At 60.8% G+C, this 20,582-nt stretch carries 20 protein-coding genes and 1 tRNA gene; 17 read left to right on the top strand and 4 right to left on the bottom strand.

The annotated features are described in order from the left end of the window. The first annotated feature begins 4 nt into the window (after nucleotides 1-4). From CO667_RS05660 to CO667_RS05670, 3 genes are all read left to right on the top strand, one after another. Nucleotides 5-1,222, top strand: a complete 1,218-nt coding sequence (locus tag CO667_RS05660; protein WP_097617473.1) for an FAD-dependent oxidoreductase — start codon at nucleotides 5-7, stop codon at nucleotides 1,220-1,222. A 248-nt stretch (nucleotides 1,223-1,470) separates the two neighbouring features. Beyond that, nucleotides 1,471-1,561 (top strand) — tRNA-Ser (locus CO667_RS05665). A gap of 567 nt (nucleotides 1,562-2,128) precedes the next feature. Beyond that, nucleotides 2,129-3,136, top strand: coding sequence for a porin (locus CO667_RS05670; protein ID WP_097617474.1), 1,008 nt, complete (start codon nucleotides 2,129-2,131; stop codon nucleotides 3,134-3,136). 102 nt (nucleotides 3,137-3,238) lie between these two features. Here CO667_RS05670 and CO667_RS05675 read toward each other — a convergent pair whose 3' ends face one another. Together CO667_RS05675 and CO667_RS05680 are read right to left on the bottom strand one after the other, a co-directional pair. Then, entirely contained in the window at nucleotides 3,239-4,135 is an 897-nt protein-coding gene (locus CO667_RS05675) for an alpha/beta hydrolase (protein ID WP_097617475.1), read from the bottom strand. Nucleotides 4,136-4,199: 64 nt separating this feature from the next. Then, nucleotides 4,200-6,275, bottom strand: a complete 2,076-nt coding sequence (locus CO667_RS05680) for a lytic transglycosylase domain-containing protein (RefSeq protein ID WP_097617476.1) — start codon at nucleotides 6,273-6,275, stop codon at nucleotides 4,200-4,202. A 212-nt stretch (nucleotides 6,276-6,487) separates the two neighbouring features. On the opposite strand from CO667_RS05680, the gene dapA reads away from it, so the two are divergent. Together dapA and smpB are read left to right on the top strand one after the other, a co-directional pair. Beyond that, a complete protein-coding gene (gene dapA, locus CO667_RS05685) occupies nucleotides 6,488-7,372 on the top strand; it encodes a 4-hydroxy-tetrahydrodipicolinate synthase (protein WP_097617477.1) in 885 nt (294 codons plus the stop codon). A 98-nt stretch (nucleotides 7,373-7,470) separates the two neighbouring features. Then, a complete protein-coding gene (smpB, locus tag CO667_RS05690) occupies nucleotides 7,471-7,950 on the top strand; it encodes an SsrA-binding protein SmpB (RefSeq protein WP_097617478.1) in 480 nt (159 codons plus the stop codon). Nucleotides 7,951-8,058: 108 nt separating this feature from the next. Here the strand turns inward: smpB and CO667_RS05695 are convergent, their stop codons facing one another. Then, nucleotides 8,059-8,640, bottom strand: a complete 582-nt coding sequence (locus CO667_RS05695) for an NYN domain-containing protein (protein ID WP_003578261.1) — start codon at nucleotides 8,638-8,640, stop codon at nucleotides 8,059-8,061. Between the two features lie 298 nt (nucleotides 8,641-8,938). Here CO667_RS05695 and rpoZ point away from each other — a divergent pair, with 298 nt between their 5' ends. The 12 genes from rpoZ (at nucleotide 8,939) to CO667_RS05755 (ending at nucleotide 19,474) form a co-directional block, all read left to right on the top strand. Next, nucleotides 8,939-9,343 (top strand): DNA-directed RNA polymerase subunit omega, encoded by a 405-nt coding sequence (gene rpoZ / locus CO667_RS05700; protein ID WP_003574261.1) that lies wholly within the window; start codon nucleotides 8,939-8,941, stop codon nucleotides 9,341-9,343. A 181-nt stretch (nucleotides 9,344-9,524) separates the two neighbouring features. Beyond that, nucleotides 9,525-11,759: a bifunctional (p)ppGpp synthetase/guanosine-3',5'-bis(diphosphate) 3'-pyrophosphohydrolase gene (locus CO667_RS05705; protein WP_097617479.1), complete on the top strand. Its 2,235-nt coding sequence runs from the start codon at nucleotides 9,525-9,527 to the stop codon at nucleotides 11,757-11,759. A gap of 194 nt (nucleotides 11,760-11,953) precedes the next feature. Next, entirely contained in the window at nucleotides 11,954-12,103 is a 150-nt protein-coding gene (locus tag CO667_RS05710; protein WP_003578264.1) for a DUF3563 family protein, read from the top strand. Between the two features lie 159 nt (nucleotides 12,104-12,262). Beyond that, nucleotides 12,263-12,853, top strand: coding sequence for a DUF2062 domain-containing protein (locus tag CO667_RS05715; protein WP_097617480.1), 591 nt, complete (start codon nucleotides 12,263-12,265; stop codon nucleotides 12,851-12,853). Between the two features lie 38 nt (nucleotides 12,854-12,891). Next, a complete protein-coding gene (acpS, locus tag CO667_RS05720; protein ID WP_097617481.1) occupies nucleotides 12,892-13,296 on the top strand; it encodes a holo-ACP synthase in 405 nt (134 codons plus the stop codon). A 158-nt stretch (nucleotides 13,297-13,454) separates the two neighbouring features. Continuing rightward, nucleotides 13,455-14,198, top strand: a complete 744-nt coding sequence (gene lepB / locus CO667_RS05725; protein ID WP_097617482.1) for a signal peptidase I — start codon at nucleotides 13,455-13,457, stop codon at nucleotides 14,196-14,198. Further along, nucleotides 14,195-14,914 (top strand): ribonuclease III, encoded by a 720-nt coding sequence (rnc, locus tag CO667_RS05730; RefSeq protein WP_097617483.1) that lies wholly within the window; start codon nucleotides 14,195-14,197, stop codon nucleotides 14,912-14,914. The genes lepB and rnc overlap by 4 nt, the downstream gene beginning before the upstream one ends. Before the next feature lie 7 nt (nucleotides 14,915-14,921). Continuing rightward, on the top strand, nucleotides 14,922-15,863 hold the full coding sequence (gene era / locus CO667_RS05735) for a GTPase Era (RefSeq protein WP_097617484.1): 942 nt from the start codon (nucleotides 14,922-14,924) through the stop codon (nucleotides 15,861-15,863). A gap of 150 nt (nucleotides 15,864-16,013) precedes the next feature. Next, nucleotides 16,014-16,766, top strand: coding sequence for a Crp/Fnr family transcriptional regulator (locus tag CO667_RS05740; protein WP_097617485.1), 753 nt, complete (start codon nucleotides 16,014-16,016; stop codon nucleotides 16,764-16,766). A gap of 197 nt (nucleotides 16,767-16,963) precedes the next feature. Beyond that, nucleotides 16,964-17,449 (top strand): response regulator, encoded by a 486-nt coding sequence (locus tag CO667_RS05745; protein WP_097617486.1) that lies wholly within the window; start codon nucleotides 16,964-16,966, stop codon nucleotides 17,447-17,449. A gap of 139 nt (nucleotides 17,450-17,588) precedes the next feature. Then, on the top strand, nucleotides 17,589-18,359 hold the full coding sequence (gene recO / locus CO667_RS05750) for a DNA repair protein RecO (RefSeq protein ID WP_097617487.1): 771 nt from the start codon (nucleotides 17,589-17,591) through the stop codon (nucleotides 18,357-18,359). Between the two features lie 119 nt (nucleotides 18,360-18,478). Next, complete coding sequence (locus CO667_RS05755; RefSeq protein WP_097617488.1) at nucleotides 18,479-19,474, top strand: aldo/keto reductase; 996 nt, start codon at nucleotides 18,479-18,481, stop codon at nucleotides 19,472-19,474. Between the two features lie 204 nt (nucleotides 19,475-19,678). Here the strand turns inward: CO667_RS05755 and CO667_RS05760 are convergent, their stop codons facing one another. Further along, nucleotides 19,679-20,536: an MOSC domain-containing protein gene (locus tag CO667_RS05760; protein WP_097617489.1), complete on the bottom strand. Its 858-nt coding sequence runs from the start codon at nucleotides 20,534-20,536 to the stop codon at nucleotides 19,679-19,681. Nucleotides 20,537-20,582: the final 46 nt, after the last annotated feature.

Below are 20,582 nucleotides of genomic sequence, written 5' to 3' on the forward strand. Positions count from 1 at the left end.
GATCGTGACGGATAGACTGGTGATCATCGGCGCGGGACAGGCCGGTTTCGCATTGGCGGCCAAGCTGCGTGCCTTGAAGGATACGCGCCCGATCACCCTCATCGGTGCGGAGGACGTGGCTCCCTATCAGCGCCCGCCGCTTTCGAAGAAATATCTGCTTGGCGAAATGGCTTTCGACCGGCTGCTGTTTCGCGCCGAGCACTGGTATGCGGACAATGACGTCGATCTTCGACTTTCGACCTGGGCCGAACAGATCAAGCCTGATAGCAAGCAGGTTCTGCTGCAGGACGGCTCCGTTCTCGATTACGGCACGCTGGCGCTGGCCACCGGCTCGACGCCGCGCCGGCTGCCGGCCGCAATCGGCGGCGATCTCGACGGCGTCTACGTCGCCCGCGACAAGCGCGATGCCGATCTGCTCGCCGAAGAGATGCGCCCCGGTCGCCGCGTCCTCATCATCGGCGGCGGTTATATCGGTCTCGAGGCGGCAGCCGTTGCCCGCCACCGCGGCCTGGAGGTCACCGTCATCGAGATGGCCGACCGCATCCTGCAGCGCGTCGCGGCGAAGGAAACCGCCGACATCATGCGCGGCATCCATGAGACCCACGATGTGGTGATTCGGGAAAAGACAGGGCTCAAGCATCTGGTCGGCAAGGATGGCCGCGTCACTGGCGCCGCACTTTCCGACGGGTCTGTGATCGACATCGACTTTGCCGTCGTCGGCATCGGCGTCGTGCCGAACGACCAGCTCGCCAAGGAAGCCGGCCTCGAAGTCGCCAACGGCATTGTCGTCGACGAATTCGCCCGCACCTCCGATCCGGCGATCTTTGCCGCGGGCGATTGCGCGGCCCTTCCCTGGCAGGGTGGCCGCATCAGGCTCGAATCGGTGCAGAACGCCGTCGACCAGGCCGAAGCGGCGGCAGCCGTCATCGCAGGCGGCAGCGCACCATATGATCCGAAGCCGTGGTTCTGGTCCGATCAGTATGACGTCAAGCTGCAGATCGCAGGCTTCAATCTCGGTTATGATGAAACGCTGCTGCGCCCCGGTGCTCGCGAAGGCGCCCATTCGGTCTGGTACTTCCGGGAAGGCCTGCTGATCGCCGTCGACGCCATCAACGACGCGAAGGCCTATGTGACCGGCAAGAAACTGCTGGAATCCGGGACCAACCCCGACAGATCGATTCTCGCCGACCCCTCTGCCGACCTCAAAAGCCTGCTCAGCTGAATCAGTGCAGGTCGTCGCGAAATGACCGCCGGCGGCAACGCCGCGCTAGGTTAATCCTGCCGGAGCCCGGACGGCAAAGTTCGGCTTCTTCAACAAAGGGAACGAAGCGCGATCAAATTCCGCCGATCACGGCAGGAAATGCCGTCTGTTTGCGCAGCCAGCCGAAATGCCGCCCGCTGCATTTCTTTGTGGTGAAAATTCAAAAAACTCTTGCATTCACAGACCGGTCACCATAGTTAGGCCGCACCGGAGAGGTGGCCGAGTGGTCGAAGGCGCTCCCCTGCTAAGGGAGTATACGTCAAAAGCGTATCGTGGGTTCGAATCCCATCTTCTCCGCCATTTCGATTTCCTGAACATTTCGCGATCTTTAGTTCCTGATGGAGAATCAGGTTCGCTTAGTCGGCTACGCCTTACGGCCGCGCGACGGCGCAAATCTCTCCGCCTTCAGCGAAAGAATCGGTTGCGGAATCATCTCCCGCTTCCACGCTCCATCCGGTGGCGAAAGCGGATCGGTGATCACCGGGTTACGCTTCCAGCAATCATAACATCTCCTGCATGAGCCGGATTTTGTCGGAAAAGTGTCGCAGATGCGTCGAAAGGCGCATGTCCAACTCTTTGTGGATCTGACCTAAGCGGCCGCAAAATCAGGGTTTTCTTAATAAAGCATAAAGGAAAGCGGGGCCGGTTGCCCGACTTGTGTCCTTTCAGCAACAGAATGTCGGGAAGGCTCCCTCAAACCCCCTATCCGAGCAAGTTGGTGATTGCGTGACGGCCGCCGTCTTGTATTTTCACCCTCGGAAGCAAGGGCGACGGATCGTCCACTTCTTGAAACACGGGGATGGGGCAGGGAACGCTGCTCAGCGAAAGATCCCAAACCCGATCGAAACTTTGAATTGGAGGTCATTTATGAACATCAAGAGCCTTCTTCTCGGCTCCGCTGCTGCTCTCGCAGTAGTTTCCGGTGCTCAGGCTGCTGACGCTATCGTTGCTGCCGAGCCGGAACCGGTTGAATACGTCCGCGTCTGCGACGCTTACGGCACCGGCTACTTCTACATCCCGGGCACCGAAACCTGCCTCAAGATCAACGGTTACATCCGTTTCCAGGTTAACGTTGGTGAAGACATCGGCGGCGACTCTGATTGGGATGCAACGACCCGCGGTCAGGTTCAGTTCACCGCCAAGAGCGACACCGAATACGGTCCGCTGACCGGCGTTATCGTCATGCAGTTCAATGCTGACAACGCCACCGATCAGGCTTCGAAGCTCGACTCCGCTTACCTCGACATCGCCGGCTTCCGCGCTGGTCTGTTCTACAGCTGGTGGGACGACGGCCTCTCGGGCGAAACCGACGATATCGGCTCGCCGGTCACGCTGCATAACTCCATCCGTTATCAGTACGAAACGTCTGACTTCTACGCTGGCATCAGCGTCGACGAACTGGAAGACGGCTTCTACAAGACGGACGAAAATCCGAACAACGTCGGCGTTGCCGTTGGCCTCGGCGGTAAGGCTGGTGCATTCAGCTACCAGATCACTGCCGGCTACGACGTCGACAACGAAGAAGGCGCCGTCCGTGCAATGGGTACGGTTGACGTTGGTCCTGGCACGCTCGGCCTCGCAGCCGTATACGCTTCCGGCCCGAGCTCCTACTACACCAAGGCTGAATGGGCTATCGCTGCCGAATACGCTATCAAGGCAACCGACAAGCTCAAGATCACCCCTGGCGTCCAGTACTACAGCAACTACTACGTTGCTGGCGACGACTTCAGCAATGACGACGCTTGGAAGGTCGGTCTGACGGTTGATTACCAGATCGTCGACAACTTCTACGCCAAGGCTTCGGTTCAGTACCTCGATCCGGACAATGCTGACGACTCCACGACGGGCTACTTCCGTCTGCAGCGTTCGTTCTAATCTGATCTGACTTCGGTCAATCAGGAAAGCCCGGCTCTCTCGAGCCGGGCTTTTTGTATTTCAACGCATGGCAAATGTACCAGCGGACTGGCTCCGACAAGGTTACCGGCAAGGGGCGAGAAAGGCCCGAATCGCTGCGGGGATATTGCCGAGATGCAGGAGGGGCGCGTGTCCTTGTCCTTCGGCAGCATGAAGGATCAGCTTCGAATGCCGCCGCGCCATTTCATTCGCGCTTTCCTGTGAAAGCAGCGAGGTATTTTCGCCGCGGATCAGCATCAGCGGCAAGTGGCTCAGCTTCTCGAATTGCTCCCAGAGATCGGGCAGCGGCTGGCTGAAATCGATCGATTTCAGCGCTTCGGCGATCGCCGGGTCGAAATCGGCGACCGGTCTTCCGCCGACGTCTCGATAAAGCGCCAGCGCCATTTCGCGCCAGTCTTGCTCCGAAAGCGCGGTAAACGACGCGCCATGATTTTCCTGCAGTATATCGACCGCCTCGCGCCAGTCTGCCGGCCGTCTGCCGCTGTTGAGATAGTCGCGGATCAGCATCAGCCCCGTGGCCTCGATGGCAGGCCCGATATCATTGAGAATGACGGCTTCGAGAAGATCCGGCCGCATCACCGCGATCAGATGCAGGATCAGCCCGCCCCGGGAGGTGCCGATGAAGACCGCCCGCTCGATGCCGAGCGCCGCGCAGGCGGCGACGACATCGCCGGCCTCGATGCCGAGATTGTAGTTCGCCTTGTTCTCATCCCATGCCGAGTTTCCCCGCCCGCGCGAATCGAGCGCGATGACCCTGCGTGGTGCTGTTATGTCCTGGGAGAGAAGCAGTGCCAGCGGATGAAAATCCCGCGTATTGCGGGTCAGGCCGGGCAGGCAGATGACCGGCAGCCGTCCCGCGGTTGCCGTCTCGCCGGGCCGATAGTCGCGGGCATAGAGCTTCAGCCCATCGGGAGACGTATAAAATCGTTCCTGGAAACCGCTTGCGTAAGTATCCGGCATCGCATCCCTCGAAATCTGTTGATCACGAAGATGTAGCCTGCTTTTCCGGCCGCACCAAATGGCTTCAGGAGGCGCTGCGTCCGCCGATGAGGTCGCGCTCGATATCGGTGGCCTGGCCGAGGCGAGCCTTGTAGACCTCGTAATTCTCCATCACCCGCTGGACGTAGTTCCGCGTTTCGGGGAAGGGGATGCGCTCGATCCAGTCGACGATCTGGTCGATCGACTTGCCGCGCGGATCGCCGTAACGACCGATCCATTCCGGCACCCGCTTCGGCCCGGCATTGTAGGCAATGAAGGTGAGGATATAGGAGCCGCCGAAGGCGTCGATCTGCTCGCCGAGATAATGGGCGCCGAGTGTGGCGTTATAACCGGCATCGGCCGTCAGCTTGTCTTTCGAATAGGCGATGTTGTGGCGCTTGGCCACCGCCTGGGCTGTCCCCGGCAGAAGCTGCAGCAATCCCCGCGCATTCGCAGCTGAAACGGCGGCTGGGTTGAAGGCGCTTTCCTGCCGGGCGATGGCATAGGCGAGTGCCTTGCCGGAGCCTGTTATATTGGCGTTCGCCGGGATGACGCCGACCGGAAAGGCGAGCGCTGCGACATCGATGCCGCGGCCATAGGCGATCTTGCCGATCTGTAGCGACAGATGATGATCGCCGGATTGCTCGGCCTGCGCCGCAAGCACAGCCAGTTCACCGGGGCTTTGCAGCTGATCGGCGAGTGCGAGATAGAGGATGTCGGCCCGCCATCCATGGCCTGCGGCCTCCAGCCGGGCGATCGCCTGCACGGCTTCTCGTGCCTGGAAGCGTTGCCGGTCGGCCGTGCTCGGCGAGGGATAGGTGACGTTCAGCGTCTTTCGTCCCAGCTTTTCGGCTGCGAGCTGGCCATAAAAGGTGCCGGGGAAGGTCGCGGCCTTTGCATAGAATTCGCTGGATTTGCCAGGACCCCCGGCCTCCGCCGCTCGTCCCAGCCAATACCAGGCGCGTGAAACCGAGATCGGTCCGTTTGAGGTCTGCAAAATCTTGCGGAAGTGTTTTTCCGCGGTTGCCGGATCCTGCAGGCCGCGAAGCGCGTACCATCCGGCATGGAACTCAGCCTCGACGATGTCAGTCGGGCTCGTTGCGGCGTAATTGGCGACGATGCGATAGGCGGGCTTGAACTGTCCCTGGTCGACGAGACCACGGCTGACGATACGCTGCTCGTTCCACCACTCACCGGAGTTGACGAGTTCGCTGCGCTCGGGCGGCATCTGCTCCAGCAGTGCTGCCGCTTCCACATATTTGTCCTGTTTGCGCAGATATTCGATCCGCGCAAACAGCAGGCCGGCATCGCCGCGCCATTTTGCATCGACGGCGTTGAGCAGCGCGCCGGCATTGCCGGCCTTGGCGTCGACGGCAGCCCAGGCCTTGTAGAGCGACTGCGCCTGGGCCATGTCGCCGAAGCGCTTGGCCTGCGCCACCCGGCCGCGATACATCAGATAGTCCATCCGTGCCTTATGGTCGGCCGGCGTCAACAGCGCTGAAAATTCGATGAGGATCTTGTCCTCGGTCGCCTTGTCGAGAGCCTCTCCGCGCCAGACCTTGCGGATATATTTTGCCGCCTGCGCTTGGTTGCCTGATGCAACCAGCGCCCGGCCGAGGATGACGGCGCCCTGCATCGTCTCGGGCGCGGTATCGCCGAAGGCGGCGAGCACGGCTGATGGGGCGGGGTTCTCGTCATAGAGCGCACGTTCGGAATAGACGCGCAGCCGCGAAAGGCCCGGCCAGCTCTTCAGCTCCTGCCCAGCGCTGGCGATTTCATAGGAGGGAACGCCCTTCAATCCGGAAACGGCGATCGCCCAGGTGAGGATATGGCGGTCGAGCGTACCGTCCTGCATGCTGTCGCGGATCGACAGCGCCAGCTGCGGGTTCTTGTCGGAAAGCGCATCAAGGCCGGATTTCAGGTCGCTGTTGACAGGCGCGATGGCCGGATTGCGCGGAATGGCGCCTGTTGTGATCGATTCCGGCATGGCCGTTTCGGGAATGAAGCCGAGCGGCTTGACGCCAGGCATAGGCGTGCTCTCGCCCGGAAGCGGCGAGGCTCCGCTGCCCCACGCGGCGGCGGCGAAGCCGAAGGCGGACAGAATCAGGACAGCTTTCTTCATCCGGGATCTCGCAATGAAAACACGCCCTGCCATTTGGCTAGAGGCATCTTAACGAAACCTTACCGTACCAGGTAAAATTCATTCACATCTGCTATCGGAATTTGCCCTAAACCGAACTCTACGCGCTTGTCGCGATGATTTCGGCGCTCTATGGTGCGCAAAATATTCATGGAATGCGGCCGAAGCAAGGATTTGGTCGTGAGGAGCTTTGCATGTTCAATGGGTCCATTCCCGCCCTCGTCACCCCTTTCACGGATGCCGGACTGATCGACGAAGACAGCTTCGCAGCTCATGTCGACTGGCAGATCAAGGAAGGCAGCGGCGGTCTCGTTCCGGTCGGCACGACAGGCGAATCGCCGACGCTGTCGCATGCCGAACACAAGCGGGTGGTGGAGCTTTGCATCGAAGTTGCTGCAAAACGCGTTCCCGTCATGGCCGGCGCCGGCTCGAACAATACGCGTGAGGCGGTCGAGCTTGCCCAGCACGCCGAAAAGGTCGGTGCCGACGCCGTTCTCGTCGTCACCCCCTATTACAACAAGCCGACGCAGAAGGGCTTGATTGCGCATTTTTCGGCGATTGCCGAGGCCGTCGATCTGCCGATCTATATCTACAATATCCCCGGCCGCTCGGTGGTCGACATGACACCGGAAACGATGGGTGCGCTCGCCAAGGCGCACCGGAATATCGTCGGCGTCAAGGATGCGACGGGCAAGATCGAGCGCGTCTCCGAACAGCGCATCACCTGCGGCAAGGATTTCCGGCAGCTGTCGGGCGAGGATGCGACAGCGCTCGGCTTCAACGCCCATGGCGGCGTCGGCTGTATTTCGGTCACGGCCAATGTCGCCCCGCGCCTCTGCGCCGATTTCCAGGCGGCGACGCTGGCGGGCGATTACATCAGTGCGTTGGAATATCAGGACCGGCTGATGCCGCTGCACAAGGCGATCTTCCTCGAGCCCGGTCTTTGCGGCGCCAAATACGGGCTCTCCCGGCTTGGCCGCATGAGCCGCAACGTCCGCTCGCCGCTGCTCTCGACGCTGGAGCCGGCAACGGAAACGGCGATCGACGCTGCCCTGCGCCATGCCGGCCTTCTGAACTGAAGAGACCGGCCGTCTTCACAAGGCCGGGTCGTTCCCTTACATAGAGGGTAAGAAAAAGGGGGCGCGGCTTTTCGCGCCCTAAGCAATGGAATATCGTCATGGCCCCCAAAGGCAGCCAGCGCGTGGTGAACAAGGTCGTGGCCGAAAACCGCAAGGCCCGCTTCAACTACGAGATCATCGATACCTACGAGGCCGGCCTCGTGCTGATGGGCACGGAGGTCAAGTCGCTGCGCGAAGGCAAGGCCAATATCGCCGAATCCTATGCGTCGGATGAGGGGGGCGAGATCTGGCTGATCAATTCCTACCTGCCGGAATATCTTCAGGCGAACCGCTTCAATCACGAACCGCGCCGGCGCCGCAAGCTGCTGCTGTCGGGCCGTGAGATCCATCGCCTGCGCTCTGCCGTCAACCGTGAGGGCATGACGCTGATCCCGCTGAAGATCTATTTCAACGACCGGGGTCGGGCGAAGATGGAGTTGGCGCTCGCCAAGGGTAAGAAATTGCACGATAAGCGCGAGTCCGAGAAGGAGCGCGATTGGAACCGGCAGAAGAGCCGCCTGCTCAAGGATAGAGGCTGACGGGATCGGCTGGCGATGCTGCCACCGCTGTGTCTTGACCGCTTACCCTGAAATAGGAAAAGCCGGCCGCGCTGTGACGAGCGGGCCGGCCATAACGTGTAAATCCACTTAGTCCTCGAAATCGCTCGCCGGTGCGACTTCGGCCGGGCGTGGGGCCCGTTCGGCGGGATCGCGACCGATTTCGGCCTTCAACGACAAGAGATCGATGAAATGATCGGCCTGGCGGCGCAGGTCATCGGCGATCATCGGCGGCTGGGTCGCCATGGTCGAAATGACAGAGACCTTGCGGCCTCTGCGCTGCAACGCTTCGACGAGGTTGGTGAAGTCACCGTCGCCCGAGAAGATCACGAGATGATCGACCGTTTCGGATTGTTCCATGGCGTCGATTGCAAGCTCGATGTCCATGTTGCCCTTGATCTTTCGGCGACCCATGGAATCTGTGAATTCCTTGGCGGGCTTGGTGACGACTTTATAGCCGTTATAGTCGAGCCAATCGATCAGTGGTCGGATCGACGAATATTCCTGATCCTCGATCAGAGCGGTATAATAGTAGGCGCGCAGCAGGTAGCCGCGTTTCTGAAATGCTTTCAAGAGCTTACGGTAATCTATGTCGAAGCCGAGGCTTTTGGATGCAGCGTAGAGGTTGGCGCCGTCAATGAAGAGTGCAATTTTTTCGCGTGGGTCAAACATCGCTTACCAATCCAATGAGAGCAATCGAAATCCGCAAGTGCCAAACGTCAATAAAAACAATAGGTTGTTTTGTCGTTTTCGATCCGGTCCTTACTTTATGGATTATTCATATACGAAAGATTTAGGGCACGATTCGGCATATTCCAAGCAACCAGAGGTGGAATTGTGACGTTCTCCATGGAAATTTAGCTCAGCCGCGGATAAAGACGAGGGGAGCCGGAATGAAAAACTTGTATTTGCCCGGTTTTAATTGTATCGGGCGTGTTAATCCCGAAATGACGACCGTAAAGGACAGGCAATGGCCCGTGTCACAGTTGAAGATTGCATCGACAAGGTGGAGAACCGCTTCGAGCTGGTTCTGCTCGCCAGCCACCGCGCCCGGCTGATTTCCCAGGGCGCCTCGATCACCATCGATCGCGACAACGACAAGAACCCGGTCGTGGCGCTGCGCGAAATCGCCGACGAGACGCTTTCGCCTGATGACCTCAAGGAAGATCTGATCCATTCGCTGCAGAAGCATGTCGAAGTCGATGAGCCCGAGCCCGATCCGGCAAGCATGATCGCCGCCGGCGGTGTCGCCGCAGCCGACAGCGAAGAGCAGGACGACCTGCCGGAAACGATCACTTTCGACCAGATGTCGGAAGAAGAACTGCTTGCCGGCATCGAAGGCCTGGTGCCGCCGGAAAAGAGCGACGACTACTAAGCGCCGAGACCGGATCTCCGTCGCATTGGTCGGATGCGACACGGAAACAGTTTCATGCGATGCAAAAGCGCGATGATTACCAATCGTCAATCTTGCGCCTTTATTGCTTAGGCATATTATTGCCCATGTGTGCGCCAATCGTTGATTGGCGCGCTTTTATTTTTATCGGAGTGGCTTTGGAATGATGCGGCAGTACGAGCTCGTGGAGCGGGTTCAGCAATACAAGCCCGATGCCAATGAAGCACTGCTGAACAAAGCCTATGTGTACGCCATGCAGAAACATGGCCAGCAAAAGCGCGCCAGCGGCGATCCCTATATTTCCCATCCGCTCGAAGTCGCCGCCATCCTCACCGACATGCATCTCGATGAATCGACGATCGCAGTCGCTCTGCTGCACGATACGATCGAGGATACGACGGCGACGCGCGCCGAGATCGACGAACTCTTCGGCGAGGATATCGGCCGCCTGGTCGAGGGCCTGACGAAGATCAAGAAGCTCGATCTCGTCACCAAGAAGGCCAAGCAGGCGGAAAATCTGCGCAAGCTGCTGCTCGCCATTTCAGACGATGTGCGCGTGCTGCTCGTCAAACTCGCCGATCGCCTGCACAATATGCGCACCCTCGACCACATGTCGGCCGACAAACGCGCCCGCATCTCCGAGGAAACGATGGAAATCTATGCGCCGCTTGCCGGCCGCATGGGCATGCAGGACATGCGCGAGGAGCTGGAGGAGCTCTCCTTCCGCCATATGAACCCGGAGGCCTACGAGACCGTCACCAAAAGGCTGGAAGAGCTTTCCAAGCGCAACGAGGGCATCGTCAAGAAGATCGAGGCCGAACTGCGCGACTTGCTGGTGGCGAGCGGCCTGACGAGCGCCTATGTCAAGGGCCGGCAGAAGAAGCCCTATTCGGTCTTCCGCAAAATGCAGTCGAAGTCGCTTTCCTTCGAGCAGCTTTCCGATGTCTACGGCTTCCGCCTGATCGTCGAGGACATCCCGTCCTGTTATCGGGCGCTCGGCATCGTCCACACCCGCTGGCGCGTCGTGCCCGGCCGTTTCAAGGACTATATCTCGACGCCGAAGCAGAACGATTACCGTTCGCTGCACACCACCATCGTCGGACCCTCCAGCCAGCGCATCGAGCTGCAGATCCGCACCAAGCGCATGCATGAAATCGCCGAATTCGGCATCGCCGCCCACACGCTCTATAAGGACGGCGCCACCAATGCCGACGGCGACATCCTTTCGCGTGAATCCAATGCCTATTCCTGGTTGCGCCATACGATCGAGGCTCTGGCCGAGGGCGACAGCCCCGAGGAATTCCTCGAACACACCAAGCTCGAACTCTTCCAGGACCAGGTGTTCTGCTTCACGCCGAAGGGCAAGCTGATTGCCCTGCCGCGGGGCGCCACCCCGATCGATTTCGCCTATGCGGTGCACACCAATATCGGCGATACCACGGTCGGCGCCAAGATCAACGGCCGCATCATGCCGTTGGTGACGCGGCTTGCCAATGGCGACGAGGTCGAGATCATCCGCTCCGGCGTGCAGGTTCCGCCCGCCGCCTGGGAGGAGATCGTCGTCACCGGCAAGGCGCGCGCCGCCATCCGCCGCGCCACCCGCATGGCGATCCGCAAGCAATATGCCGGCCTCGGCCACCGCATTCTCGAGCGCACCTTCGACAGGGCCGGCAAGATTTTCTCGCGCGAGGCGATGAAGCCGGCGCTGCACCGTCTCGGTCAGAAGGATGTCGAGGATGCGATCGCCGCCGTCGGCCGCGGCGAGATGTCCTCGCTCGACGTGCTGCGCGCCGTCTATCCCGACCATCAGGATGAACGCGTCACCGTCAAGCCCTCCGGCGATGACGGCTGGTTCAACGTCCGCAGCGCCGCCGGCATGATCTTCAAGATCCCCGGCAAGGCCAAGCCCGGGCCCGACGGCCGCCATCCGGAAGTCGACGCCGACATCGATATCGGGCCGATTCGCGGCCTGTCCGGCAATGTCGACGTCAAGTTCGCATCGACCGGCGCCGTGCCGGGCGATCGCATCGTCGGCATCATGGACCAGGGCAAGGGCATCACCATCTATCCGATCCAGTCGCCGAGCCTGCAGCGGTTCGACGATCAGCCCGACCGCTGGATCGACGTCCGCTGGGATCTCGATGAAGCCAACAAGTCGCGTTTCATGGCGCGCATCATGGTCAATGGGTTGAATGAGCCCGGCACGCTTGCCAAGGTCGCCCAGACGGTTGCAGGCCTCGACGTCAATATCCGGTTGTTGAACACGGTGCGCGTCGCGGCCGATTTCACCGAAATGATGCTCGAGGTCGAGGTCTGGGACCTGCGCCAGCTCAATCAACTGCTCGCTCAGATGAAGGATCTGGATTGCATCGCCACGGTGCGGCGGCTCTACGAGTAAGCTTTTGTTAAGCCTGCCGCCGGCTGGGTCGAAAAATTGCACATTTTGTGATCGTTTTATGGTCGGAGTAGCGCATCCAAAAGGCAAGCAATGCGCCTGGTGCATGGCTGTCTCCATGTTGCGGCGGTGGTAATTAACCTCTGTCGGGACTATCTTCTGGTCATCGAAACGCAAACAGAAGATGAGACAAGGTAATGTTTGACCCTATCAGGAAAATTGCTCGCGCCCTTCGCGCTCCGACTGCCCAGGAGCGTGAAATGGCATATTTGAACGGCTCGTTCGATCGTATCGATCTCGAGTTTCGTCAGCGCCAGGTCGACCGCGGTCTGTTCCGCAATCGCTGATACCAGACTTTTATACTTGAGATGGGTGAGGGACGTTATGCATAACGGACGCCCCTCGGCATGAAGAAGCTCCTCTCCGCTGTCGGGACTGAGCTGTTTTTTCGGCGGTGTCATTTGCCGCTCTTGTCATGGTCATGTGCGCTGCACTAAATACCGGCCATGTTGTTTCGCCGTCGCAAGCCCGCGGGATTCAAGGAAAAGATGCGAGAGCTTCTATGGCCCCGCAAAGGTTTCCTTCGCCCGATCCGTTACCTCTCCATGCGCATCCTGCGCCTGAGCGCTTCTCCGCATGCGGTTGCGGCCGGCGTCGCTGCGGGTGTCTTCGTCTCGTGGACGCCTTTCATCGGCGTACATTTCGTCATGGCCTTCGTCATCACCTATTTCCTCTCCGGCAGTATGGTGGCCGCCGCCCTCGGTTGCGCGGCCTTCGGCAATCCGCTGACCTATCCCTTCATCTGGGGCATCACCTGGGAGATCGGGCATCTGCTGCTCAGCCGTGAGGATCATCTGGCCGGTCAGACGGTGGATCTCGCCGCCCTTTTTCACAAGCTGAACTTCACTGAGCTATGGAAGCCGGTGCTGGAACCGATGCTGGTCGGCGCCATTCCGCCGGCGATCGTCACCTCCGTTGCGCTCTATGCGCTGACATTCTACACCGTGAAGGGGTTTCAGACGCGCCGCCACACACGGCTGCTGGAGCGGGCGCGCCTGCGTCTGGCGAGCCCGGCCGGCGACATGCCGAGCGTATGAGCCTGAACAAGAATTCTTAAGCGACGGAAGGTTCCGGCATGATCATCGGCATTGGCAGCGATCTGATCGACATTCGCCGCGTCGAGAAATCCATCGAGCGCTTCGGCGACCGCTTCACCCATCGCTGCTTCACCGAGATCGAGCGCGCGCGTTCCGACCGCAGGGCGAATCGTGGCGCATCCTACGCCAAACGTTTCGCCGCCAAGGAGGCCTGTTCCAAGGCGCTCGGCACCGGTATCGCCCAGGGCGTCTTCTGGAAGGACATGGGCGTCGTCAACCTGCCGAGCGGCAAGCCGACCATGCTTCTGACCGGCGGCGCCGCGGCAATTCTCGAATCGATGCTGCCCGCGGGCCACCGGCCGGCCATTCATTTGACAATAACGGATGATTATCCCTTGGCGCAGGCCTTCGTGATTATCGAGGCGTTGCCCGAGAGCGTATGATCGCGAACCTCGGGAGCGTTTGACGCGACCTCGGAAGCGTACTATCGCGACCTCTCGTCGCTTTTGATGCTGTCGCCATTGCCGCAACCGGCCGAAGCCGCTAGAGAGAACGACAGAAAGAATTGCGCCGCCGCGGCGTCTTGAAGGAATAAGACTGCGTGTCCGAAAAAGTCGAAACCAAGCCGAACGCCCTCTGGGAAAATATCAAAGTCATCATCCAGGCGCTGATTTTGGCGATGGTGATCCGAACGGTGCTGTTCCAGCCCTTCACCATTCCGTCCGGTTCGATGATGCCGACGCTGCTCGTCGGCGACTACATCTTCGTCAATAAGTTCGCTTACGGCTATTCGAAATATTCGCTGCCCTTCTCGCCCGACATCTTCAGCGGCCGCCTGTTCGGCGCCGATCCGAAGCGTGGCGACATCGTCGTCTTCCGCTTTCCGCCAAATCCTGAGGTCGATTACATCAAGCGCTGCATCGGCCTGCCGGGCGACCATATCCAGGTGACCGACGGCGTGCTCTACGTCAACGGAAAGCCGGTTCCGAAGGTGGCGGATGGTACGTTTACGTCGGATTACAAGCTCGATCCGGGCGCCGATGTGCCGGTCTTCCGCGAAACGCTCGACAACGGCAAGACCTATGACACGCTCGATCAGTCTCCTGTGTCGCGCGGCGATAACACCCGTGAATTCATCGTGCCGGAAGGCCATTATTTCATGATGGGCGACAACCGCGACAACTCGCTCGACAGCCGCTTCGACGTCGGCTTCGTGCCGGCCGAAAATCTTGTCGGCCGCGCCAGCGTCATCTTCTTCTCGCTCGGCAACGACACCTCCTTCCGCGAAATCTGGAAGTGGCCGACGAACATGCGTTGGGACCGCCTCTTCAAGGTTGTTGAATGAGCAAGGCGCAGACGCTTTCTGCGGCGGACCGCGCAAAGCTTGAAGACCTGATCGGTCACGACTTCGCCGAAAAGGAACGCCTCGACCGGGCGCTGACCCATGCCAGCGCCCGCACGGAAAAGGGCGGCAATTACGAACGGCTGGAATTCCTCGGCGACAGGGTCCTCGGGCTCTGCATCGCCGAGCTTCTGTTTCGCACCTTCGGCACAGCGGCGGAAGGCGAGCTCTCGGTGCGCCTCAACCAGCTCGTCAGCGCTGAAACCTGCGCTGCCGTCGCCGACGAGCTCAACCTTCACCTCTATATCCGCACCGGCGCCGATGTGAAGAAATTGACCGGCAAGCGCATGATGAACGTGCGGGCCGACGTCGTAGAAAGCCTGATCGCCGCGATCTATCTCGACGGCGGCCTCGAGGTCGCCCGCCGCTTCATTCTGCGCTACTGGCAGGGCAGGGCGGTCAGGGCCGATGGCGCCAAGCGGGATGCCAAGACCGAGCTGCAGGAATGGTCGCACGCGAAATTCGGCGTCACGCCCAACTACCGGGTTGATGAACGCAGCGGACCGGATCATGATCCGCGCTTCAAGGTGACGGTGGAAGTTGCTGGCATTAAGCCCGAAACCGGCGTAGAGCGGTCGAAGCGGGCCGCCGAACAGGTTGCGGCGACGAAGATGCTTGAGCGCGAAGGCATTTGGCAGCAACAGCCTGCCGGAAACTGACGGGACAATGACACAAGAAGAAGATATCGCGGCCGAAGCTGCCGCAGAAACCAGTGGTCCGACGCATTCGGGCTTCGTCGCGCTGATCGGGCCGACCAATGCCGGCAAGTCGACGCTGGTCAACCGCCTCGTCGGCGCCAAGGTGTCCATCGTCAGCCATAAGGTGCAGACGACGCGCGCGATCGTGCGCGGCATCGCCATCCACGACAATGCCCAGATCGTCTTCATGGATACACCCGGCATCTTCAAGCCGCGCCGCCGGCTCGACCGCGCCATGGTGACCTCGGCCTGGGGCGGCGCGAGGGATGCCGATCTGATCGTGCTCTTGATCGACAGCGAGCGCGGCCTGCGCGGCGATGCCGAAGCCATCCTCGAAGGCCTCAAGGAAGTCCGGCAGCCGAAGATCCTGCTGCTGAACAAGATCGACCGCGTCAACCGCGAGGATCTGCTGGCGCTGGCGGCCGCCGCCAACGAGAAGATCGCCTTCGAACGCACCTTCATGATCTCGGCCGAAAACGGCTCCGGCTGCGACGATGTCATGGACTATCTGGCCAAGACGCTGCCGGAGGGGCCGTGGTATTATCCGGAAGACCAGATCTCCGATCTGCCGATGCGCCAGCTCGCAGCCGAGATCACCCGCGAGAAGCTGTTTCTGCGCCTGCACCAGGAGCTTCCCTACGCCTCGCATGTCGAAACGGAGAAGTGGGAAGAACGCAAGGACGGCTCTGTGCGCATCGAGCAGGTGATCTATCTCGAGCGCGACAGCCAGAAGAAGATCGCGCTCGGCAAGGGTGGTGAAACCATCAAGGCGATCTCGACTGCGTCGCGCAGGGAATTGTCGGAAATCCTCGAGCAGCCGGTCCATCTCTTCCTGTTCGTCAAGGTTCGCGAGAATTGGGGCGATGATCCCGAGCGATTCCGCGAAATGGGTCTCGATTTCCCGAAATAGCCACGGCAAGGATTTCACCGGCCTGACGCCAGTCCCTTGTTTCCGTAGAAAAAATCGGCCTCGTTGCGGAACGAATCCATGCTTGGAGCATTCCTTGCTCGACGGTGCGCCGAGGGCGGGCCGCCGGTTTGCGCGACCGCAGGGGCAGGCATGGCAACGTCGAGACGCGTCCACTCTTTCAAGACCCCTTGCGAGCAATGTCCGTTGCGGCCGCTGCCGCATTTCAGGGAATTCAGTCGCGACGAGCTGGAATTCGTCTCCCGTTTCAAGCGGGGCGAGCTTGCCGTCGATGCCGGCTCCACCATCCTCCTCGAGGGCGCACATAGCGCTCATCTCTTCACCGTGCTTTCCGGTTGGGGCTTCCGTTACAAGATGCTGGAGGATGGCCGCCGCCAGATTCTGAATTACATCATGCCGGGCGACCTGATCGGCCTGCAGGGAACGATCGCCGGCGAGATGCAGCATTCGGTCGAAGCGCTGTCACCGGTGTCCCTCTGCGTCTTCGAGCGCGACAGGCTGATGACGCTCTATAACAAACACGCCTCGCTCGCCTTCGATATCACCTGGATTGCGGCGCGCGAGGAGCGCATCCTGGATGAGCATCTGCTCTCCATCGGCCGCCGCACGGCGCTGGAAAGAGCAGCCTACCTGATCGCTTTCCTGTTCGAGCGCGGCCGGAAGCTTAATCTCTTCAACGGCCGTACATTCATCCCGATCACCCAGCAGCACATTGCCGATACGCTTGGCCTTTCCATCGTTCACACCAACAAGACTTTGAAAAAGCTCGGTGAACGTGGGCTGATCCGCTGGCAGGAGCGCGGCTGCGAGGTGCTGAACGGCGAGGAATTGATGGCTATATCAGGCTGGGAAGGGCTCGGAGAGAGCAAACGCCCCTTCATCTGATGCATGTCGCCCGGAAGTGTGCCGCGGTTGCGGGACAACGACATCACCCAAGACGTTTGCAGCATTCCTGGTTTCTCCGCCTCATGCGGTAGCCAACCCGCTTGCTTATGTCTTTTTTAAATGCGCATTAGCATCAGGGAAAATAAGGTTGGCCGTCATCCTTCCTCCGATTTGATTCTTATCGACCGGGCAGAAAAATGTTTTATTCGAAAATGGTGGCGGAATTCACCGATAGCGTGCCATGCGGGGCACCGGAGGGCGATGATGTTGGGGAAACGGCCGGGGCGCTGCGACAGGCGCCCGACGGGGGGCATAGAATCATGAGCGCAATCCGTGTTCTGGTTCTTGAAGACAGTCTGATCATCGCGATGGAGGCGGAGGATATGCTGCGCCTTGCCGGCGTCGAGAGCATCGATATCGTCGGCAGCGTCGAGCAGGCAAGGGCTGCCATCGCGGCGCAGACATATGATTTTGCCCTTCTCGACGTCAATCTCGGCGAGGGCATGAGCTTCGGATTTGCCCGCCATCTTCTCGATATCGGCATTCCCTTCGGCTTCGTCAGCGGCTATTCCGATACGGGCGATTTCCCGCCCGACCTTCAGCATATTCCGCTTTTGGTGAAGCCTTTCGACGAAACAGCGATGCGCGACTTCCTGCTGAGGCTTTCCCCGGCTGTCGCCTGACGCTGTCCATGGCTAAAGGGGCGCGATGACAGCAGCCAGGCCTTGCATTACAGCGCGTCTTATCGGACGCGCAAGGACGCTGTAACGCGTTGAATTATGCAGTAGGATGGATATTCGTCAGCCGTGAGGACTTCTTTCGATGCAGTGGCAGGACCATGCGATCATCCTGGGCGTCAAGCGCCACGGCGAGACGAGTGTCATCGCCGAGGTGATGACGCGTGATCGCGGCCGCCATCTCGGCCTGGTGCGTTCCGGCCGCTCGCGCGCCATGCAGCCGGTGCTACAGGCGGGCAATGCCGTCGAGGTCCTCTGGCGCGCCAGGTTGGACGAGCATCTCGGTGAATTCCGCGTCGAGCCGGTGACGTTGCGCGCCGCCCGCCTGATGGAAACGGCGACCGCCGTCTACGGCGTCCAGGCGATGGGCGCGCTGCTGCGGCTGCTGCCGGAGCGTGATCCGCATCCACACCTCTTCGATGCGCTCGAAGTGATCCTCGATCACCTGCACAACCCGGCCGATGCCGGCGAACTCTTCGTGCGTTTCGAACTTGCGGTGCTGAACGACCTCGGCTTCGGCCTCGATCTTGCCGAATGTGCCGCGACCGGCGCCCGTTCCGATCTCGTCTACGTCTCGCCGAAATCCGGCCGCGCCGTCAGCCGCAGCGCCGGCGCCCCCTGGGCGGACAAGATGCTGCTCCTGCCGCCCTTCCTCAGCGCCGAAGGCAATCATGCGGCCGACTTCGATAGTCTCGCCGCGGCATTCCGTCTGACGGGGTTCTTTCTGCATCGCCACGTCTATGAACCGCGCGGCATCGAGGCGGCGGCGGCCCGCGACGGCTTCGTTCAGGCGGTGCTCAAGGCGCTCAATCCAGCCTTGCGGACGCTTTCCGGTTCGAATGGTATTTCCGCCTGACTTCCTTCCTTTCTTTCTTTCGCGCATTTTTTACCGGTGCAAAACATCCTCCGGATTTGGCGGTTTACCCGTATGGGAGCCCTTCCTATGTCTTTGAGACGCCAACCGAGGAGGATCTCATGCTGACCAAGACCGCATCACCGACGACGATCACGCTCTGGAACGGCCGCGAATTTCCGCGTCTCGGCATGGGATGCTGGGCGATCGGCGGTCCCTTCTTTGCCGGCGACACGCCGCTCGGCTGGGGTGAAGTCGACGACGATGAATCCGTCGAAGCCATCGACCGCGCCATCGAACTCGGCATCCGCTTCTTCGATACAGCCTCGAACTACGGCGCCGGCCACTCGGAGGAAGTGCTCGGTCGGGCGATCGGCAATCGCGACGATATCGTCATCGCCACCAAATTCGGCTTTGCCACCGATCCGCAGACGAAGCAGGCAACCGGCGCCTTCGCCGATGAGGCCTTCATCCGTCGTTCGGTCGAGACCTCGCTGCGCCGTCTCAAGCGCGATCGCCTCGATCTCCTGCAGTTTCATCTCAACGATTTTCCCCTGGCACAATCGGATGCCGTCTTCGATACGCTGGAGGCGCTGCGCAGCGAAGGCAAGATCGATGCGTTCGGTTGGAGCACCGATTTTCCCGATCGCGCCGCCCGTCATGCCGGCCGCCGCGGTTACGTCTCGGTCCAACATACGATGAACGTTTTCGAGCCGGTGCCGGGGATGATTGCGGTGATCGAAGGCAAGGGGCTGATCTCCATCAATCGCGGCCCGCTGGCCATGGGGCTCTTGACCGGCAAGTTCACCGCCGACAAGGCGGTAGGCGCCAAGGATGTGCGCGGCGCGGCCCTCGACTGGATGGTCTATTTCAAGGACGGGCGCATGGCCCCGGAATTCGCCGCAAGGCTCGATGCCGTCCGCGATCTCCTGACATCGGACGGCCGCACGCTGACGCAGGGGGCGCTTGCCTGGCTCTGGGCGAGGTCGCCGCGCACCCTGCCCATCCCGGGCTTCCGCACCGTCGCCCAGGTGGAAGAAAATGCCGGCGCGCTGGAAAAAGGACCGTTATCGGTGGACGTTATGGCGGAGATCGATGCCGCACTCGATCGCGTATAGGTGGGGCGCAATTTCCTCCCTCATGTGCCCGTCACAGGAATCCACCCACCGCGCGGACGCGCGGTGGGTGCCTCTCATACCCGAAGCAGAGTCTCCTGCGCCCAAGGACTTGGGCGCACGGGATTCCTGTGACGAGCACAGGAGGGAGGAAATTGCGACATATACGGGAAAGCCGCCATTCGAGCAGCTCTTCCGCAATTCGACCTACCCCCCTGCGCGAACCTTCAACGCCCAGCCTTCCGGCCTTTCTTCGACGATTCGAACGGTGTCACCCGTCGTGATCCTGCCGCTGCCGCGCGGCGTGACGTTCCAGCCGAACAGCGGGCCGGGCACGCGGCGGTCGGCCGACATGCGGATGCGGCCCATAGCCGGCATCGGGTTGGGCCCTTCGCGTGAGCCGGTCAACTGGTCCTGCGTCGTCATGATGCAGCGCGAGCAGGGTTTGACGAGATCGAAGCGGATGCCGGCGATTTCGATCGCCGCCCAGCGGTCCTCCGGCCAGGCCTCGTCGATATCGATGACGATGTTCGGACGGAAGCGTTCCATGCCGACGCTGCCTTCGCCATGGGCGGCGAGATCGGCATTCAAAGCCTTCAGCGAGCCGGTCGTCGTCACCAGGATCTGGTAGCCGTCCGTAAAGGTGACCGGCGTGCCTTCGCCGGCCCATTCGGTATTCGCCGTCCGCCGCGCCTGGCCATCGAAGAAGACCAGCCGCACCTGACGGCCAAGCCATTCGGAAAGCTGGCGGTTGCTGTCGGGATCGGCGACAGCGGCGCTGACGGTCGATTTCCACACGGTCACATCCATGCGGGTTTCGGGCCGAGGCGGCGGCACCGATATGTCAGGCCGTCCATCCATCAGCAGCCGGAAGGCGCCGGATTCCGGCCGCAGCGCGATGCGGGCGAGGTCCGGCAGCTCCCGCTGGGTGATGAAGTGACCCTTGGGATCGGTGATCATTGCCCGCCGGTCGCCTGACAGTCCGTGGGCATCGATCTCGGCGGCGGCCAGCGCAATGCCGCGGGCGCTCTTGAGTGGGTAGATGAAGAGGTCGCTGATACGCATGCCGTTCTCCTGGGTCTCGTCCCCTAAAGCGCGTCGCGAGCTTCCA

Source organism: Rhizobium sp. L43, assembly GCF_002531725.1.
Lineage (GTDB): Bacteria > Pseudomonadota > Alphaproteobacteria > Rhizobiales > Rhizobiaceae > Rhizobium.

Excerpts from the sequence above, each read along its gene's own strand:
- CO667_RS05745 (WP_097617486.1), top strand. The coding sequence starts at position 16,964 with ATGTTTTATTCGAAAATGGTGGCGGAATTCACCGATAGCGTGCCATGC.
- smpB (WP_097617478.1), top strand. The coding sequence starts at position 7,471 with ATGGCCCCCAAAGGCAGCCAGCGCGTGGTGAACAAGGTCGTGGCCGAA.
- dapA (WP_097617477.1), top strand. The coding sequence starts at position 6,488 with ATGTTCAATGGGTCCATTCCCGCCCTCGTCACCCCTTTCACGGATGCC.
- CO667_RS05740 (WP_097617485.1), top strand. The coding sequence starts at position 16,014 with ATGGCAACGTCGAGACGCGTCCACTCTTTCAAGACCCCTTGCGAGCAA.
- CO667_RS05760 (WP_097617489.1), bottom strand. The coding sequence starts at position 20,536 with ATGCGTATCAGCGACCTCTTCATCTACCCACTCAAGAGCGCCCGCGGC.
- CO667_RS05675 (WP_097617475.1), bottom strand. The coding sequence starts at position 4,135 with ATGCCGGATACTTACGCAAGCGGTTTCCAGGAACGATTTTATACGTCT.
- CO667_RS05695 (WP_003578261.1), bottom strand. The coding sequence starts at position 8,640 with ATGTTTGACCCACGCGAAAAAATTGCACTCTTCATTGACGGCGCCAAC.
- CO667_RS05710 (WP_003578264.1), top strand. The coding sequence starts at position 11,954 with ATGTTTGACCCTATCAGGAAAATTGCTCGCGCCCTTCGCGCTCCGACT.
- CO667_RS05715 (WP_097617480.1), top strand. The coding sequence starts at position 12,263 with ATGTTGTTTCGCCGTCGCAAGCCCGCGGGATTCAAGGAAAAGATGCGA.
- CO667_RS05680 (WP_097617476.1), bottom strand. The coding sequence starts at position 6,275 with ATGAAGAAAGCTGTCCTGATTCTGTCCGCCTTCGGCTTCGCCGCCGCC.
- CO667_RS05670 (WP_097617474.1), top strand. The coding sequence starts at position 2,129 with ATGAACATCAAGAGCCTTCTTCTCGGCTCCGCTGCTGCTCTCGCAGTA.
- rnc (WP_097617483.1), top strand. The coding sequence starts at position 14,195 with ATGAGCAAGGCGCAGACGCTTTCTGCGGCGGACCGCGCAAAGCTTGAA.
- rpoZ (WP_003574261.1), top strand. The coding sequence starts at position 8,939 with ATGGCCCGTGTCACAGTTGAAGATTGCATCGACAAGGTGGAGAACCGC.
- recO (WP_097617487.1), top strand. The coding sequence starts at position 17,589 with ATGCAGTGGCAGGACCATGCGATCATCCTGGGCGTCAAGCGCCACGGC.
- CO667_RS05705 (WP_097617479.1), top strand. The coding sequence starts at position 9,525 with ATGATGCGGCAGTACGAGCTCGTGGAGCGGGTTCAGCAATACAAGCCC.
- era (WP_097617484.1), top strand. The coding sequence starts at position 14,922 with ATGACACAAGAAGAAGATATCGCGGCCGAAGCTGCCGCAGAAACCAGT.
- CO667_RS05755 (WP_097617488.1), top strand. The coding sequence starts at position 18,479 with ATGCTGACCAAGACCGCATCACCGACGACGATCACGCTCTGGAACGGC.
- acpS (WP_097617481.1), top strand. The coding sequence starts at position 12,892 with ATGATCATCGGCATTGGCAGCGATCTGATCGACATTCGCCGCGTCGAG.